Genomic DNA, 16901 nt, shown 5'->3' with positions numbered 1-16901 from the left:
CTCAGCTGTGGCGCGACCGACTTCTGCCCGAGACTTCGGTAGCGCTCGGGCGGCAGCAACCCCGGCCCAGCGCTACTCCCGGCGCAGCCGCCCGTCCACGAACGCTTCGAGCTTCTCCCACGCCCGCACCGCCGACGCATACGGCCCGGCGGGCTTACTCGCCGAGTCGGGCTCCAGCACGTATGCGATCAGCTTGCCCAGCGGCTTACCCGGGTCCAGCGCCTTGTCGACGGTGGTCTCCTCGGAGTAGTCGCCGATGTCGCGCAGCAGTTCGACCGCTAGCTCGAGTTGCTCGCGGTCGACCGCCTCTGGCCCGTCGGCGAAATCATCGGCCAGTCCGCTGAGCACGTAGACGTTCTCGTCGGTGATGTCGACGTTGAGGGAACCGTCGGTGGCGGCGGTACGGATGTCGTCGTACGTGGCCAGGTCGGACAGGTCGTGGTCGTGCTCGTCGGCCAGGTAGCGGGCCAGCGCCCGCTCCGAGGTGAACACGCTGATCCGGCCGTTGCGACCCAGGAAGATGGGCCGGTCGTCCAGATAGCAACGCAGCGTGTAGAAGGTGCCCGAACCCGTCATGATTCTGATCGGGTCGATGCCCACCTGCAGCCAGAAGTCCTCGTCGCTACCCAGCACGACGGTGTCACCCTCGGCGCGGTCATCCTCGGATTCGTCGTCGGTTTCGTCGTCGGATTCGTCCTCGGCGGCATCGGACTCGTCGGCTTCGTCCGATTCGTCCGACGCTCCAGACTCACCGGCGTCCTCGTCGGTCTCTTCGACCTCGGCCGCGGCCTCCTCTGCCTCGATTTCCTCCTCGAGTTCCTCGGCGGCTTTTTCGGCCAGCTTGTCGTCGACCTCGGGGATCGTGGCGATCTCGTCGACGGCCTCGAGCACGTCGTCCCAGCTGCGCGCGATGATCTCGGCGATCGCATTCCAGCGCTTCTGGCCCGCTTTGCCGCTGAAATGGTCGATGCCCCCCGAAACGGTACCCAGCAGGGGATTGCCGTTGAAAAACTTCGATATCGGCGGCAGCTCGCACACCGAGCCGATGGACGACACGATCGCCAGCGTCGCGGCCAACGCGTTCACCGACTCCTCGGTCGGCTTTTCGGCCACCAGCTCCTCGACCGCAACCAGATCGAACTGCTTGTCCTCGGCCGGGTTCAGCTTGTGCGCGTGCGCCTCGGTAACTTCCTTCCAGGCCGGGTGGTCGACCAGATCGTTCTCGCTGCCGCCGCGCACGAACGCCACCAGGTCGGCGACGCTCTCGAAAACGTACAGGTCATCGTCGTTGCCCAGGAACGCTTCCCACTCGTCCCCGGAGTCACGCCAGCGGGGCGCCCACAGTGTGTAGCGGTCACCTTCGGACAGGCTCAGGCGGATCGGCACGAGGTCAGCAGCCATGCGGCACACAATAGCGACCCGGCCCGTTGGCGCTTATCCGCCCCAAATACTCGTGATGGCAGGAGCGTTTGCCGCGTAGCCGGTTTTCGGGAGCCCGTACATCTCCTCGAGCGTGGCAAGCACGTTGTAGTGGTTGATCGTGTCGTTGTAGGTGCCCGGCGCCACGTGCGCCCCGTAGAACACCGTCGGGATCTGGTTGCGGGGCCCGCCGTCGTCCTCGTCCCAGGTCACGATCAGCAGGCTGTTGTTGGCCTTCGCCCAGTTGGCGTACGGCGTCATCTGCCGGTTCAACCAGGCGTCGCCCTGGGCGATGGACCCGTCGTGCATGTTGTTGTCGTTGTTGGGGATCACGAACGACACCGTCGGCAGGCTCGCGTAGTTGCCGGGCGCCGGGAACATGGAGAACGGCACCGACACCGTCGGCGGGACATTGGTGAAGTTGACCCACGGCACGTGCTTGCGGCCGTATTTGCCCGCGCTGCACACCGTCGAACCCACCGCCGGCAGGTCCTCGGAGAACCCGGCGAAGGTGCGGCCCGAGGCCAGCAGTTCCGAAGCCAGGTTGGGAGCGGCGCCGGCGTTCACCGGGCAGCTGTCCTTCGTGACGCCGAAGGTGCTCCCGGCGAACAGCGCGAGGTAGTTCGGCTCGCTGGGATGGGTCTCGGCGAACGACTGCGCCATCATCGCGCCGCCCGCGGCCAGCGCGTTGATGAACGGCGCCTGCTTGTTGCCGATGATGTTGGCCTGCGACCGGTTCTCCTCGACCACGATCACCACGTGGGCGTAGCTGGGCAGGGTCGCCGCGGCCAGCGCCACCCGGTGGCAGGGCAGGACCGTCGCGCCCAGTGCCGCCAGGACGACAAAAACCCAGGTCAAGTGCTGTCGGAGGCCCCGCATGTCGGGAGTATATGAGGGGGCCGAACGCCGGGGACGGACCAAAATGCCCGAGTCAGCAGGACTGAACCCGATTGTTATATAGGGTCGCTGCGTGCAGGTCCGCGTCATTGACCACCCGTTGGCGGCGGCCCGGCTGACCGCGCTGCGCGACGAACGCACCGATAACGCCGGCTTCCGGGCCGCGCTGCGGGAGCTGACGCTGATGCTGGTCTACGAGGCCACCCGCGACGCGCCCTGCGCACCGGTCGAAATCCGCACGCCCCTCGCGCCGACCACGGGGTCCCGGCTGGCCAAGCCGCCACTGCTGGTGCCCGTGCTGCGGGCCGGGTTGGGCATGGTCTACGAGGCGCATGCCGTGCTGCCCGAGGCGCACGTCGGCTTCGTCGGCGTGGCGCGCGACGAGGAGACCGCCCGGCCGGTGCCCTATCTCGCGTCGTTGCCCGACGACCTCGACGGCCTGCCGGTCATGGTCCTCGATCCGATGCTGGCCACCGGCGGATCGATGACCCACACCGTCGGGCTGCTGCAGGACCGCGGAGCCACCGACATCACCATGCTGTGCGTGGTGGCGGCGCCGGAAGGCATCGCGGCGGTGGAGAAGGTGGCCCCGAGCGCGCGATTGTTCACCGCGGCGGTCGACGACGGGCTTAACGAGATCGCCTACATCGTGCCGGGCCTCGGTGACGCCGGGGACCGTCAGTTCGGGCCGCGCTGAGTCACCACCGGTTGATCGCCGCGACGAGTTCGTCGCGCCGGGCGCGGGCGCGCTGCCGCGCCAGCTCCAGGTCCGGGGTTGGTGCGCAGCGAACCTCGGTGTAACACTTCAGCTTTGGTTCGGTGCCCGACGGCCGCACCACCACCCGCACCGACGTGTCGTCGTCACCGCCGGTGAAGATCAGCGCGTCGGTGATGTCGGTGACGGTGATGGCGAAGCCGGCCAGCCGGTCCGGCGGGGCATCGCGAAGCCTGCGCATCAGCGCGGCGGCCTGGTCGGTATCGGCGACCCGGCGTGGCGCCGCGGCGGCCTCGTGCACGCCGTGACGCCGGGCCAGGTCGTCCAACACGTCGGACACCGGGCGGCCCCGCAGTGCGGCCACCAGATCGCAGCACAACACCGCGGCGCTGATGCCGTCCTTGTCGCGCACGGCGGGCGGGTCGACGCAGTGACCGATCGCCTCCTCGTAGGCGTAGACCAACGTGCCGGGTCGGTCCGCGTCGGCGCGGGCCAACCACTTGAAACCGGTCAGCGTCTCGACGTGGGTGGCGCCGTGGTGTTTGGCGATGGCGGCGAGCATGCGCGAGGACACCACCGTGCTGGCCACCGTCCTCGGCCCCGCCGCGGACTGAGAAAGAATGTAATCGCCTAGTAGCCAACCGGTTTCGTCGCCGGAGAGCATGCGCCAGCCGGTTCGGTCGGGAACCCCGAGCGCGCATCGGTCGGCGTCGGGGTCCAGCGCGATCGCCACGTCGGCTCCGACGTCGGCGGCCAGTGTGAGCAGCGCGTCGGTGGCGCCGGGCTCCTCGGGGTTGGGGAACGCGACCGTGGGGAAGTCGGGGGCGGGTGCGAATTGGGCGGGCACGGTGTGCACGTCTTCGAAGCCGGCCCGCCGCAGCGCCTCGACGGCTAGCGCGCCACCAACCCCGTGCATCGGCGTCAGGGCCACCCGCACCGCGCCGCTGCCGCGGCGGATGCTTGCCACGCGCTGCAGGTAGCGCTCGATCAGGTCGGTATCGGAGGGCCGCACGGGTTGGCGCGGAATTTCGTCGGCCGGGGGAGCCGCGGCCATCGCGGCTTCGATGCGCCGGTCGGTGGGGGACACGATCTGCATCCCGCCGTCCAGGTAGACCTTGTACCCGTTGTCGGCAGCCGGATTGTGCGAGGCGGTGATCTGTATTCCCGCGGCGGCGCCGAGCTGGCGCACCGCGAACGCAACAACCGGAGTGGGCACCGGGTCGCCAAATAGAATCAGCGAAAACCCCTGCGCCGCAAGTACTTCAGCGGCTGCCGTGGCGAACTTTGCCGAGCCGTGCCGGGCGTCGCGGCCCACCACCACCGTGGCGGGCCCGTCGACGACCTGCGTCAGCGCCCAGGTCGCGCGCAGCACCACCGCAACGTTCATCGCGTCCGGGCCGCCCCGCACCGGCCCGCGCAGGCCGGCGGTACCGAAGGTGAGCGGGCGGGCGAACCGGGCGGCCAGTTCGTCGGGACCCAGCGCGGCCAGTTCGGCGGCCGTCCGCGGGTCGGGGTCGTGGACGATCCACTCCTCGGGCGTCACTAGAACCGGGCTATCACGTCGGCCAGCAGCGACCCCATTCGCTGGGCGGACGCGGCCCCGGCGGCCAGCACCTCGGCGTGGCTGAGCGGCTCGCCGGTGATGCCGGCCGCGAGGTTCGTCACCAGCGATATGCCCAGCACTTCGGCGCCCGCCGCCCGCGCGGCGATCGTCTCGTGCACTGTCGACATCCCCACCAGGTCGGCACCGAGGATCCGCAGCATGCGGATCTCGGCGGGCGTCTCGTAGTGCGGCCCCGGCAGCCCGGCGTAGACGCCCTCGGCCAGCTCGGGATCGCTTTCGCGGGCCAGCGCCCGCAACCGCGGCGCGTACGCGTCGGTCAGATCGACGAATTGCGCGCCCACCAACGGTGACCGTGCCGTCAGGTTCAGGTGGTCGCTGATCAGGACGGGCTGGCCGACCTGCATGTCCGGTCGCAGGCCGCCGGCCGCGTTGGTGAGCACGACGATCCGCGCCCCCGCCGCGCACGCCGTCCGGACCGGGTGCACAACGTGCCGCAGGTCATGCCCCTCGTACGGATGGATGCGGCCGGCCAGGACCAGCACCCGGTGCCCGCCGACCGGGACCGATAGCAGCTCGCCGACGTGACCCGCGGCCCGCGGCGGCGCGAATCCGGGGACGTCCGCCTGCGGCAGCACCGCGATGGGGGTGCCCAGCGCCGCAATGGCGGGCGACCACCCCGAACCGAGCACGACGGCGACGTCGTGCCCGTCGATGCCGGTGCGCTCACCGATGACCTCGGCGGCTTGGGACGCAAGATCATCCGGCTCGGAGGTCAGGCTGGTCACACTGGGCGAGACTACTGGCCAGGTAGGTGGTCCGGCGATGAGATACTGCGAGAATGCCCGCACTCAGCGCACCCGACACTGTCGAGGCGACGGTGCGGCGCCGGGGCAATGATCTGGTCGCGTTGTCGCACGCGATCCACGCCGAGCCCGAGTTGGCATTCGACGAACACCGCAGCTGCGCGAAGGCCAAGGCACTAGCCGCCGAACGCGGCTTCGAGATGAACCCAGTTGCGGGCCTGGACACGGCGTTTCGGGCGAACTTCGGCAGCGGTCCGCTGGTGGTGGGGGTGTGCGCCGAGTACGACGCGCTGCCCGAGATCGGGCACGCCTGCGGGCACAACATCATTGCGGCTTCGGCGGTGGGGACCGCGCTGGCGCTGGCCGAGGTGGCCGACGACCTCGGCCTGACGGTCGCGCTGCTGGGCACGCCGGCTGAGGAGTCCGGTGGTGGCAAGGAGTTGATGCTGCGTGCCGGGGCGTTCGACGACGTCGCGGTGGCCGTGATGGTGCACCCGGGCCCGTCCGACATCGCCGGCGCGCGCTCGTTGGCGCTGTCCGAGGTGACCGTGCACTACCGCGGCAAGGAGTCGCACGCGGCCGTCGCGCCGCACCTTGGGGTCAACGCCGCCGACGCGGTCACCGTCGCGCAGGTGGCCATCGGCCTGTTGCGCCAGCAGTTGGCGCCCGGACAGATGACCCATGGGGTCGTCACCGACGGCGGGCAGGCGGTCAACGTGATCCCGGGGCAGACCGCACTGAAATATGCGATGCGGGCGGTGGAGTCCGATTCACTGCGTGAACTCGAGGGCAGGATGTACGCCTGCTTCGCGGCCGGCGCGCTGGCGGCGGGCTGCGAATACGAGATCGAGGAGGCCGGCCCGGCGTATGCCGAACTGCGGCCCGACCGATGGCTGGCCGACGCGTGCCGCGCGGAGATGCGCAGGCTGGGACGCCAGCCGGTGCCCGCCGAAATCGAGGCGGGGCTGCCGCTGGGCAGCACCGACATGGGCAATGTGACGCACGTGCTGCCGGGGATCCATCCGATCATCGGTGTCGACGCGGGGGGCGCGACGGTGCATCAGCGGGCCTTCGCCGCCGCCGCGGCCGGACCCAGCGCTGACCTGGCGGTGGTCGACGGGGCTATCATGCTGGCGCGCGCGGTCGTCGCGCTCGCCGAGGACCCCGCCCAGCGGGAACGGGTGCTGACGGCGCAGCAGCGTAGGGCGGCTTCATGAGTCTGGTCGACAGCGCCGAATCCTGGCTGGCCGCCCACTACGAGGACCTGGTGGCGTGGCGTCGACACATCCACCGCTACCCCGAGCTGGGCCGGCAGGAGTTCGCGACCACCCAGTTCGTCGCCGAGCGGTTGGGCGACGCCGGGCTCAACCCCAAGGTGCTGCCCGGCGGGACGGGATTGACCTGCGACTTCGGACCCGAGCATCAGCCCAGGATCGCGCTGCGGGCCGACATGGACGCGTTGCCGATGGCCGAGCTGACCGGCGCGCCGTACGCCTCGACGATGCCGAACATCGCCCACGCCTGCGGTCATGACGCGCACACCGCAATCCTGCTCGGGACGGCGTTGGCGCTGGCGTCGGTGCCCGAGCTGCCGGTGGGGGTGCGGCTGATCTTCCAGGCCGCCGAGGAGCTGATGCCCGGTGGCGCGATAGACGCGATCGCGGCCGGCGCGCTGACCGGGGTGTCGCGCATCTTCGCGTTGCACTGCGATCCCCGGCTCGAGGTGGGCAAGGTGGCGGTGCGGCTGGGACCCATCACGTCCGCGGCGGACCAGCTGGAGATCACCCTGTACTCGCCGGGTGGTCATACTTCACGCCCGCATCTGACGGCCGACCTGGTCTACGGGCTGGGCACGGTGATCACCGGCCTGCCCGGGGTGTTGTCACGTCGCATCGACCCGCGCAACAGCACCGTGCTGGTGTGGGGGGCGGTCAATGCGGGGGTGGCGCCCAACGCGATTCCGCAGAGCGGGGTGCTGGCCGGGACCGTGCGCACGGCCAGCCGGCAGACCTGGATCGACCTGGAGGGGATCATCCGCGAGGCCGTCGCCGGGTTGTTGTCGCCGCTGGCGATCGAGCACACGCTGCAATACCGGCGCGGCGTGCCGCCGGTGGTCAACGAGGATGTCTCGACGCGGATCCTCACCCACGCCATCGAAGCCGTCGGGCCTGACGTGCTGGCCGACACCCGCCAGTCCGGCGGCGGTGAGGACTTCTCCTGGTACCTCGAAGAGATCCCTGGCGCGATGGCAAGGCTGGGCGTGTGGTCCGGGGAGGGCCCGCAGCTTGACCTGCATCAGCCGACGTTCGACCTCGACGAGCGCGCGTTGGCCATCGGGGTGCGGGTGATGGTGAACATCATCGAGCAGTCCGGCGCCTTCTGAGTCTTGTGCCGGGCGTCGGGCCGGCGGGCTGCCCTTGTGCCCTTCCTCTTCCGCGCGCCTTCCTCTTCCGCGCGCCTTCCTCTTCCGCGCGACGCCCTTGCTCCGCGGGGCCCTCCCCTTCCGCGCGAGCGTGCGTAGATGTCCGGCGACACGCCGCGCTCGCCGGCATTCTTCGCACCTTCGCGCGGTGAATTGTGTGGGTCTGAACGGGCTCCGACGATATCCGGCATGAATGCAGACCTCGACCAACTGCTGGCCGCCCAAGGCGGAGTCGCGACCGCCGCGCAAGTCCGGAAGTTCCTAACCCGTCGCGAGCTCGGGGTGCATTTGAACTGTGCTGCGCTGCAACGGGTTTGGTATGGCGTCTACTGCCGAGGCACTCCCACGACGGCCCAGCGGTTGCGTGGACTCGACTTGGCCGCCGGCACGACAGTTGCGGCGTGTATGGGTACCGCCGCAGCGGCATACGGCTTTGACACCGAGCGCACCTCAGATGTGCACGTGCTCAATCCCATTCGCCGACAGCTGCGGCCGGCTCCGGGCCTGGTCGTGCATCGGCGCAACGGCGCGCCGCTGAAAGTGCTTGCCGGTCGACCAGTCACCACGCCCGCCTGGACGGCGATCGAAGTGGCCCGCACACTGCGCCGGCCCCGTACGTTGGCCACGCTGGACGCCGCGCTACGCAGCAATGCCTGTAGCCGCAGCGATCTGGCGCGCGTCGTCGAGTTGCAAGCCGGTCGCCGTGGCATCGTGCACGTCCGCGAACTATTGGCGCTTGCCTCGCCGCTAGCGGAGTCCCCGATGGAGAGCGAAGCGAGGCTGGTCATGATCGACGGCGGATTGCCGACCCCGTTGTTGCAGTACGAGATCGTCGACCTTTCCGGCAAGCTTCGGCGGTTCGACTTCGCGTGGCCGCAATACCGACTCGTCGCCGAGTACGACGGCCTCGACTGGCACAGCGGCCCGGCGGCATTCCTCAACGACCGCGACCGCTGGACGGCAGCTCAGGACCTCAACTGGGTGGTCGTCCCGATCGTCGCCGAGGACGTGCGCCGGTATCCCAGCGATCTCGTCCGACGGCTCAGAGCGCGGATGGAGCGCGCGATGGCGGCCTGAGCGGCGCGCGAGGGTGCGTAGATTGCCAGCCGCGGCGGCGTGTCGCCGGACATCTACGCACGTTCGTGGCAGGAATGGCCAGCGGCGGCCGGATGCGAGACCTACGCGGGAAGAGACCTAACCGCTGGTTCCCGGGCCGATATTGCGGGCGGGCCGGGTGCGCAGATCGTGCACATATTCCGCCGGCGCTCCGGCGATTTCGGCGGCGTCAGCCATTACTCCCAGATACCGCGCCGACGGCAGTCCACCCTCCCACGCATCCAGCACATACAGCCACGCCAGCACGGGATCAATGTCGGTGTCCGACGTTTCACGCTCCACCCGGCACCGGATCTTCTTGTGCACGCCGAACTCGGAGCCTTCCCAGCGGTCCAGGTTCATCTCGTCGGCTGGGGTCATGTCGTAGAGCACGACGAACACCCGCGAATCGGGGTCCTCGACCACTGTCGCCAGCGCGCCTTCCCAGCCGATGTCCTCGCCGCCGAACGTCAGCCGCCACCCCGGCAACCAGCCAGTTCCGGCCATCGGCGAGTGCGGTGCGCGCATGAGCATCTGCTCGGGATGCATATTCGATCCGTACGCGGCGTAAAGCGGCACGGGGAAAGCTTAGACGGCGCGGTGGGGCTCCCTGCACGTTCCAGGCTGCGCCCGCCGACGTGAATTCCCCGCTGCTCGACCGCTGGCCGCATCGTCGCAACGCTGGGTTTGATGGCGCGGCTCCTTCTCGGCCGCCCGGCGGCCGCATCGTCGCAACGCTAGGTTCAAGTGGTGACTAGCATCGTGATCCTCGGCGGTGGCCCAGCCGGGTACGAAGCCGCCCTGGTGGCCGCCAACGCCCGCCCCGACGTCCAAGTCACCGTGATCGACTCCCACGGCATCGGCGGAGCGGCGGTCACCGACGACTGCGTGCCGTCCAAGACGTTCATCGCCTCGACCTGGCTGCGCACCGAACTGCGCCGCGCGCCACGGCTGGGCTTCGACATCGACATCGACGACGCGAAAATCGATCTGGCGCAGATCCATACCCGGGTCCGGCGCCTGGCCGCCGAACAGTCCGACGACATCGCGACCCAGCTGCGCGATGTGGGCGTCCAACTGGTCGCCGGGCGCGGCGAGCTGATCGATCCGGTTCCCGGCCTCGCAGGGCACCGCATCAAGGCAACCGCCGCGGACGGCACCGTCACCGAGTACGACGCCGACTTCGTGCTGATCGCCACGGGTGCCAGTCCGCGGGTGCTGCCCTCGGCCCAGCCCGACGGCGAGCGGATCCTGACCTGGCGCCAGCTCTACGACCTCAAAGAATTGCCGGAACACCTGATCGTGGTGGGCTCGGGCGTCACCGGCGCCGAGTTCGTCCACGCCTACACCGAGCTGGGCGTGCAGGTCAGTGTGGCCGCCAGCCGGGACCGGGTGCTGCCCTACGAGGACGCCGACGCGGCCGCGGTCCTGGAGGAATCGTTCGCCGAACGCGGCGTGCAGCTGTTCAAGAATGCCCGCGCCGAATCGGTCAAGCGCACCGACGCCGGCGTCCTGGTGACCATGACCGACGGGCGCACCGTCGAAGGCAGCCACGCCCTGATGACCATCGGCTCGGTGCCCAACACCAGCGGCCTCGGCCTGGAACGCGTGGGCATCGAGCTCGCTCCTGGCGACTACCTGAAGGTGGACCGGGTGTCGCGGACTTCAGTGCCGGGCATTTACGCGGCGGGCGACTGCACCGGCCTGTTGCTGCTGGCCTCGGTGGCCGCGATGCAGGGTCGCATCGCGATGTATCACGCCTTGGGCGAAGGAGTCAGCCCGATCCGGCTGCGCACCGTCGCCGCGACGGTGTTCACCCGGCCGGAGATCGCCGCCGTCGGCGTTCCGCAGTCGGCCATCGACGACGGATCGTTCAGCGCGCGCACCATCATGTTGCCGCTGCACACCAATGCCCGCGCCAAAATGTCCGGGCTGCGGCAGGGTTTCGTCAAGATCTTCTGCCGCAAGTCCACCGGCGTGGTGATCGGCGGCGTGGTGGTCGCGCCGATCGCCTCCGAGCTGATCCTGCCGATCGCGGTGGCTGTGACCAACCGCATCACGGTCAACGAGTTGGCCCAGACGCTCGCGGTCTACCCGTCGCTGTCCGGGTCGATCACCGAGGCCGCCCGGCGCCTGATGGCGCATGACGATCTGGATTAGGCCGAATTCAAACAGCGAAGGCCGACTCTCGGACCGCGAAGCAACTAACCTTGCCTGAGCACCGCTTACCGACGAGTAACCGACAGGAGCCTGTTGTCGTGAGCAACCCGATCGAGAACGAGCCTGCCGCTTCGCTGGGACCTGAGCAGCGCGCGGCGGCCTGGCAGCGGCTCGGTACCGAACAGTTCGACGTAGTCGTCATCGGCGGCGGTGTGGTGGGCTCCGGCTGCGCCCTGGATGCGGCCACCCGCGGACTTAAGGTCGCGCTGGTCGAAGCGCGCGACTTCGCCTCCGGCACATCGAGTCGCTCGTCCAAGATGTTCCACGGCGGCCTGCGCTACCTGGAACAACTCGAGTTCGGCCTGGTGCGCGAGGCCCTCTACGAACGCGAGCTGTCGCTGACCACGCTGGCGCCCCATCTGGTCAAACCGATGCCGTTCCTGTTTCCGCTGACAAAGCGCGTGTGGGAGCGCCCGTATATCGCCGCGGGCATCTTCCTCTACGACAGCCTGGGTGGCGCGAAGTCGGTCCCGGCGCAGAAGCACATGACCAGGGCGGGGGCGTTGCGGTTGAGTCCGGGACTCAAGCGCAGCTCGCTGATCGGCGGTATCCGGTACTACGACACCGTCGTCGACGACGCCCGACACACCATGACGGTCGCGCGGACCGCGGCCCATTACGGCGCGGTGGTGCGCTCCTCCACGCAGGTGGTGGCGTTGCTGCGGGAGGGGGACCGGGTCACCGGCGTACGGGTGCGCGACTCCGAGGACGGCGAGATCACCGAGGTCCGCGGTCACGTGGTGATCAACGCGACCGGCGTGTGGACCGACGAGATCCAGGCGCTGTCCAAGCAGCGCGGCCGCTTCAAGGTGCGCGCCTCCAAGGGCGTGCACGTGGTGGTTCCCCGCGACCGCATCGTCAGCGACGTCGCGATCATCCTGCGCACCGAGAAGTCGGTCATGTTCGTCATCCCGTGGGGTAGCCACTGGATCATCGGCACCACCGACACCGACTGGAACCTCGACCTCGCCCATCCGGCGGCGACCAAGGCGGACATCGACTACATCCTGGGCACCGTCAACACCGTGCTCGCGACCCCGCTCACGCATGCCGATATCGATGGGGTGTACGCCGGGTTGCGCCCGTTGCTGGCCGGGGAGAGCGAGGAGACCTCCAAGCTGTCCCGCGAGCATGCGGTCGCGGTGCCGGCGGCCGGTCTGGTCGCCATCGCCGGCGGCAAATACACCACCTACCGGGTGATGGCGGCGGACGCGGTGGACGCGGCGGCCGAGTTCATCCCGGCCCGGGTGGCGCCGTCGATCACCCAGAAGGTTCCCCTGATGGGCGCCGACGGCTACTTCGCCCTGATCAACCAGACCGAGAATGTCGGCGCGATGCGGGGCCTGCACCCCTACCGGGTGCGCCACCTGCTGGACCGCTACGGGTCGTTGATCGACGAGGTACTGGCATTGGCGGCGAAGGATCCCAGCCTGCTGGGCCCGATCAAAGAGGCACCCGGCTATCTGAAGGTGGAGGCCCTGTACGCGGTCGCCGCGGAGGGGGCGCTGCACCTCGAGGACATCCTGGCGCGGCGCATGCGGATCTCGATCGAGTACTCGCACCGCGGCGTCGACTGCGCGCGCGAGGTGGCCGAGCTGGTAGCCCCGGTGCTGGGCTGGAGTTCAGCCGACGTGGACCGCGAGGTCGCCAACTACAAGGCGCGGGTGGAGGCGGAAGTCCTCTCCCAGGCCCAGCCCGACGACGTGTCCGCCGACGAGCTGCGCGCCAGCGCACCCGAGGCGCGGGCCGAGATCCTCGAGCCGGTACCGCTCAATTGAGGCCCGCGCCGCTTCCGGTTCGCGACGGACTGGGGCCGGCGCGCGTCCGGCTGCACGGCGGCACGGTGCTGACCGAGCTGACCACCCGGTTCGGCGCCGCGGCGCGGGCGAAAGTCATTGCCGGAGAAGTCGTCGACGCCGACGGTGTGGCGGTCGACGACACGACGGTGCTGCCCGCCGGGGCGAGCGTGTATCTCTACCGGGACCTGCCGCAAGAGGTGCCGGTGCCGTTCGGAATCGAGGTGCTGCACCGCGACGACGACATCGTCGTCGTCGATAAACCGCACTTCTTGGCCACCATGCCCCGGGGCCGCCACGTGGCGCAGACCGCGCTGGTGCGCCTGCGCCGTGAACTGGATCTACCGGAACTCAGCCCGGCACACCGGTTGGACCGGCTGACCGCCGGGGTGCTGCTGTTCACCACCCGGCGCGAGTTAAGGGGCAGGTACCAAACACTTTTCGCGCGCGGCGAGGTGCGCAAGACGTATCTGGCCCGCGCGACGGTCGACCCGCAACTGGTACTGCCGCAACTGGTGTCTAACCGAATCGTCAAGCGCCGCGGGCAGTTACAGGCCGTGGTGGTGCCGGGTGAGCCGAACGCCGAGACGCTCATCGAGCTGATCTCGCCGGACGGCTTGTACCGGCTGACCCCGCGTACCGGCCGTACCCACCAGCTGCGGCTGCACATGGCGGGGCTCGGGGTGCCGATACTGGGAGACTCGTTGTACCCCAACATCGTTCCCGTACCGGACGACGACTTCAGCACGCCGCTGCAACTACTGGCGCAGGGCATCGAGTTCGACGACCCAATCACGGGGTCACGCCGCGAGTTCATCAGCCGACGAGAGGAAGGGTCGCTATGAGTGAAGAGAATGCGCTGGTAATCGTCGCCGGATACCAGGATCTCGACGCTGCCCGCGGTGACTTCGAGAACCTGACCGGGCGGGCCAACGCCGACACGCTGCCGCTGCAGGGCGCGGTGCTGGTGGGCAAGGACGCCGATGGCAACGACGTGGTGCTGGACACCGGGAACAAGCTCGGTCGCCGGGGCGCGGCGCTCGGTGCGGGCGCGGGGCTGGCCGTCGGGCTCTTCTCGCCGGCGCTGCTGGCGTCGACGGCGGTGGGCGCCGCGGCCGGTGCGCTGGCCGGCACGTTCGCCCACCATCGGATCAAGAGCGGGCTGGCCGACAAGATCGGCCAAGCGCTGGCCGCGGGCAGCGCCCTGATCATCGCCGTCACGCCTGCGCGGGGGCGCCTGCCGGTGGAACAAACCCTGGCCGGTTCGCCGATGAAATCCGTTGCCGAACTCAGCCGTTCGTCGCTGCGGGCGCTCGGGTCCGCGCTGCAACAGGCGATGGGCAAGTTCAACCCGGACCGCACCAGGCTGCCGATACCGCCCGGCAACTTCGGTGGCACCATCGGGCGCACCGTAGCCGAGTCGGTCGGTGACTGGACGATCGTGCCCGGTGCCGCCGCGCCGGCGGGCGCGCCCAACGTGCTGATCGTGCTCATCGACGACGCGGGCTTCGGCGGTCCGGACACCTTCGGTGGCGGCATCCACACCCCGACCCTGTCCCGGGTGGCCGAGACCGGCCTGGCCTACAACCGCTTTCACGTCACCGCGGTCTGCTCGCCTACCCGCGCGGCGCTGCTGACCGGCCGCAACCATCACCGTGTCGGCTTCGGATCGGTGTGCGAGTTTCCTGGCCCGTACCCTGGCTACTCGACGGTCAAGCCGCGCAGTTGCGCCGCGCTGCCCCGGATCCTGCGCGACAACGGTTATGTGACAGGCGCTTTCGGCAAATGGCACCTGACTCCGGACAACGTCCAGGGCGCGGCGGGGCCGTTCGACAACTGGCCGATCGGCTGGGGATTCGACCACTTCTGGGGCTTCCCGTCGGGGGCCGCGGGCCAATACGACCCGATCATCAGCCAGGACAACACGGTCATCGGCATTCCGCAGGGCGACGATGGCCGCCCCTACTTCTTCCCCGACGACCTCACCGACAAGGCCGTCGAATGGCTGCACACCGTGCGTGCGCAGAACGCCACCAAGCCCTGGATGTTGTACTACTCGACCGGTGCCACCCACGCACCGCACCACGTGTTCAAGGAGTGGGCCGACAAGTACAAGGGGCAGTTCGACGAGGGCTGGGATGTGTACCGGCAGAAGACATTTGAGCGTCAGAAGCAGCTAGGGATCATCCCGCCGGAGGCCGAGCTCACCGAACGCCCGGAACTGTTCCCGGCGTGGGACAGCCTCTCGGAAAGTCAGCGCAAGCTTTATGCCCGTCAGATGGAGGTGTTTGCCGGGTTCTCGGAGAACGCCGACTGGAACGTGGGCCGGCTGCTGGACGCGATCGACGACCTTGGCGAGTCGGACAACACCCTGGTGTTCTACATCTGGGGAGACAACGGTGCCAGCATGGAGGGCACCAACACCGGCTCGTTCAACGAGATGACCTTCCTCAACGGATTGGACCTGGACGCCGACCGGCAACTGGAGCTCATCGAGCAGTACGGCGGTATCGAGGCGCTCGGCGACGAATTCACCGCACCCCATTTCGCCAGCGGCTGGGCGCACGCCAACAACACCCCGTTCCAGTGGGGCAAACAGATGGCCAGTCACCTCGGCGGCACCCGTGACCCGATGGTGGTGGCCTGGCCCAGCCGCATCCCGGCCGGCAGTGGGATCCGCAGCCAGTTCGCACACTGCATCGACATCGCGCCCACCGTGCTGGAGGCCATCGGCCTACCAGAACCGGTCAGTGTCGACGGGTTCGATCAGGAACCGATGGACGGAATCAGCTTCTTGCACACCTTCGCCGACGCCAAGGCCGAGGAGCGTCACACGCTGCAGTACTTCGAGAACTTCGGCAGCCGCGCGCTGTACAAGGACGGCTGGTGGGCCTGCGCTCGGCTGGATAAGGCGCCGTGGGACCTCTCGCCGGAGACCATGGCGCGGTTCGCGCCCGGCACCTACGACCCCGACCAGGACGTGTGGGAGCTCTACTACCTGCCGCGCGACTTCTCGCAGGCCAACAATCTTGCTGCCAAGCACCCCGAGAAGCTCGCCGAGCTGCAGGAGCTGTGGTGGGAAGAGGCCGAACGCAACCGGGTGCTGCCGCTGCTGGGCGGGCTGGCAGTGATGTTCGGTGACCTGCCGCCGCTGCCGCCCACCACGCAGGTCACCTTCCAGGGCGGGATACAGAACATCCAGCGCGGCATGGTGCCCCGCGTCTTCGGGCGGTCGTACGCGATCGAAGCGCACCTGCTCGTGCCCGAGGACGGCGCGCAGGGCGTGATCGTCGCCAATGCCGACTTCATGGGCGGGTTCGCGTTGTGGGTGGACGAGGCGGGCCTGCTGCACCACACCTACTCCTACCTCGGCATCGAAACCTATCGACAGGTGTCCACCGAACCCATCCCCACCGGCGCGGTCACCGTGCGGATGCTGTTCGAAACCGAGCGGCCCGTCGTCGGCTCCGGTGGCCGAGTGACGTTGTGGGCCAATGACCGTCGTATCGGCGAAGGGGAGCTGCCCCAGACGGTCAGCCTGGCTTTCACGTCCTACGCGGGACTGGACGTCGGACGCGACAACGGCCTCGTCGTCGACCGGGAGTACGAGGACAGGGCGCCGTACCCGTTCAGCGGCACCGTGCGCAAGGTCGTCATCGACCTCAAACCCGTGCCGCCCGAGGCGGAGCAGGCGTTGCACGAGCACGCCTCGGTGCAGGCGGTGGGCCGCGGAGCGGCGAACTAGCTGTCGTCACCCAGCAGGTCGGTCAAACCGTTCTCGATCCCGGTATCGATTTGCTCACGCATGGTGCCCCGGCTCGGGAACATGGTTTCGCCGCCTTCGCAGCCGCAGCTGAGGCCGCCATACACACTCGGATCGGCGCCGGCCGGATTCGCGGTCGCCGTCGCGGCGGCGACCGCGATCGCCACCGCGGACAACACTTTTCTGATCACCCATTACCACCCGTGA

The 16901-nt window shown here is 69.0% G+C and carries 13 protein-coding genes and 1 pseudogene; 8 read left to right on the top strand and 6 right to left on the bottom strand.

All coding sequences use genetic code 11. The annotated features are described in order from the left end of the window. Window positions 1–72: 72 nt before the first annotated feature. Entirely contained in the window at window positions 73–1401 is a 1329-nt protein-coding gene (gene satS, locus A5645_RS14675) for a protein export chaperone SatS (RefSeq protein WP_065037379.1), read from the bottom strand. 33 nt (window positions 1402–1434) lie between these two features. After that, entirely contained in the window at window positions 1435–2298 is an 864-nt protein-coding gene (locus tag A5645_RS14670; RefSeq protein ID WP_065037378.1) for an alkaline phosphatase family protein, read from the bottom strand. A 91-nt stretch (window positions 2299–2389) separates the two neighbouring features. Here A5645_RS14670 and upp point away from each other — a divergent pair, with 91 nt between their 5' ends. Further along, complete coding sequence (gene upp / locus A5645_RS14665; RefSeq protein WP_065037377.1) at window positions 2390–3013, top strand: uracil phosphoribosyltransferase; 624 nt, start codon at window positions 2390–2392, stop codon at window positions 3011–3013. A 1-nt stretch (window position 3014) separates the two neighbouring features. Here the strand turns inward: upp and A5645_RS14660 are convergent, their stop codons facing one another. Both A5645_RS14660 and A5645_RS14655 read right to left on the bottom strand, forming a co-directional pair. Then, window positions 3015–4574, bottom strand: a complete 1560-nt coding sequence (locus A5645_RS14660) for a phospho-sugar mutase (RefSeq protein ID WP_065130046.1) — start codon at window positions 4572–4574, stop codon at window positions 3015–3017. Then, window positions 4574–5380, bottom strand: coding sequence for a purine-nucleoside phosphorylase (locus A5645_RS14655; protein ID WP_065037375.1), 807 nt, complete (start codon window positions 5378–5380; stop codon window positions 4574–4576). Before A5645_RS14655 ends, A5645_RS14660 begins: the two co-directional genes overlap by 1 nt. Before the next feature lie 53 nt (window positions 5381–5433). Between A5645_RS14655 and A5645_RS14650 the strand changes: the two genes are divergently transcribed. From A5645_RS14650 to A5645_RS14640, 3 genes are all read left to right on the top strand, one after another. Further along, window positions 5434–6615 (top strand): amidohydrolase, encoded by a 1182-nt coding sequence (locus tag A5645_RS14650; protein ID WP_065037374.1) that lies wholly within the window; start codon window positions 5434–5436, stop codon window positions 6613–6615. Continuing rightward, complete coding sequence (locus A5645_RS14645) at window positions 6612–7781, top strand: M20 family metallopeptidase (protein ID WP_036353101.1); 1170 nt, start codon at window positions 6612–6614, stop codon at window positions 7779–7781. Before A5645_RS14650 ends, A5645_RS14645 begins: the two co-directional genes overlap by 4 nt. 228 nt (window positions 7782–8009) lie before the next feature. Then, window positions 8010–8897, top strand: coding sequence for a type IV toxin-antitoxin system AbiEi family antitoxin (locus A5645_RS14640; protein ID WP_065130044.1), 888 nt, complete (start codon window positions 8010–8012; stop codon window positions 8895–8897). 117 nt (window positions 8898–9014) lie between these two features. Here A5645_RS14640 and A5645_RS14635 read toward each other — a convergent pair whose 3' ends face one another. Continuing rightward, window positions 9015–9494, bottom strand: a complete 480-nt coding sequence (locus A5645_RS14635) for a gamma-glutamylcyclotransferase family protein (RefSeq protein ID WP_065037372.1) — start codon at window positions 9492–9494, stop codon at window positions 9015–9017. Window positions 9495–9662: 168 nt separating this feature from the next. On the opposite strand from A5645_RS14635, the pseudogene A5645_RS14630 reads away from it, so the two are divergent. From A5645_RS14630 to A5645_RS14615, 4 genes and pseudogenes are all read left to right on the top strand, one after another. Continuing rightward, window positions 9663–11155: pseudogene (locus A5645_RS14630) on the top strand (NAD(P)H-quinone dehydrogenase); the annotation flags it as partial. Between the two features lie 18 nt (window positions 11156–11173). Then, window positions 11174–12913, top strand: a complete 1740-nt coding sequence (locus A5645_RS14625) for a glycerol-3-phosphate dehydrogenase/oxidase (RefSeq protein WP_065037370.1) — start codon at window positions 11174–11176, stop codon at window positions 12911–12913. After that, window positions 12910–13776 carry a pseudouridine synthase gene (locus A5645_RS14620; protein ID WP_065130040.1) on the top strand — a complete coding sequence of 289 codons (867 nt, stop codon included), beginning with the start codon at window positions 12910–12912 and terminating at the stop codon, window positions 13774–13776. The genes A5645_RS14625 and A5645_RS14620 overlap by 4 nt, the downstream gene beginning before the upstream one ends. Further along, window positions 13773–16676, top strand: a complete 2904-nt coding sequence (locus A5645_RS14615) for an arylsulfatase (RefSeq protein ID WP_065037368.1) — start codon at window positions 13773–13775, stop codon at window positions 16674–16676. The genes A5645_RS14620 and A5645_RS14615 overlap by 4 nt, the downstream gene beginning before the upstream one ends. On the opposite strand, the gene A5645_RS14610 is transcribed toward A5645_RS14615, so the two are convergent. Next, window positions 16673–16885 carry a hypothetical protein gene (locus A5645_RS14610; protein WP_065037367.1) on the bottom strand — a complete coding sequence of 71 codons (213 nt, stop codon included), beginning with the start codon at window positions 16883–16885 and terminating at the stop codon, window positions 16673–16675. The two genes, A5645_RS14615 and A5645_RS14610, sit on opposite strands and share 4 nt — an antisense overlap. Window positions 16886–16901 lie beyond the last annotated feature (16 nt).

The sequence above is a fragment of the Mycobacterium asiaticum genome (assembly GCF_001673635.1).
Lineage (GTDB): Bacteria > Actinomycetota > Actinomycetes > Mycobacteriales > Mycobacteriaceae > Mycobacterium > Mycobacterium asiaticum_C.
Note: the sequence above shows the minus strand (reverse complement) of the source record. Positions and strands in the feature narration are given on the sequence as shown.

Excerpts from the sequence above, each read along its gene's own strand:
- satS (WP_065037379.1), bottom strand. The coding sequence starts at position 1,401 with ATGGCTGCTGACCTCGTGCCGATCCGCCTGAGCCTGTCCGAAGGTGAC.
- A5645_RS14640 (WP_065130044.1), top strand. The coding sequence starts at position 8,010 with ATGAATGCAGACCTCGACCAACTGCTGGCCGCCCAAGGCGGAGTCGCG.
- A5645_RS14615 (WP_065037368.1), top strand. The coding sequence starts at position 13,773 with ATGAGTGAAGAGAATGCGCTGGTAATCGTCGCCGGATACCAGGATCTC.
- A5645_RS14645 (WP_036353101.1), top strand. The coding sequence starts at position 6,612 with ATGAGTCTGGTCGACAGCGCCGAATCCTGGCTGGCCGCCCACTACGAG.
- A5645_RS14670 (WP_065037378.1), bottom strand. The coding sequence starts at position 2,298 with ATGCGGGGCCTCCGACAGCACTTGACCTGGGTTTTTGTCGTCCTGGCG.
- A5645_RS14650 (WP_065037374.1), top strand. The coding sequence starts at position 5,434 with ATGCCCGCACTCAGCGCACCCGACACTGTCGAGGCGACGGTGCGGCGC.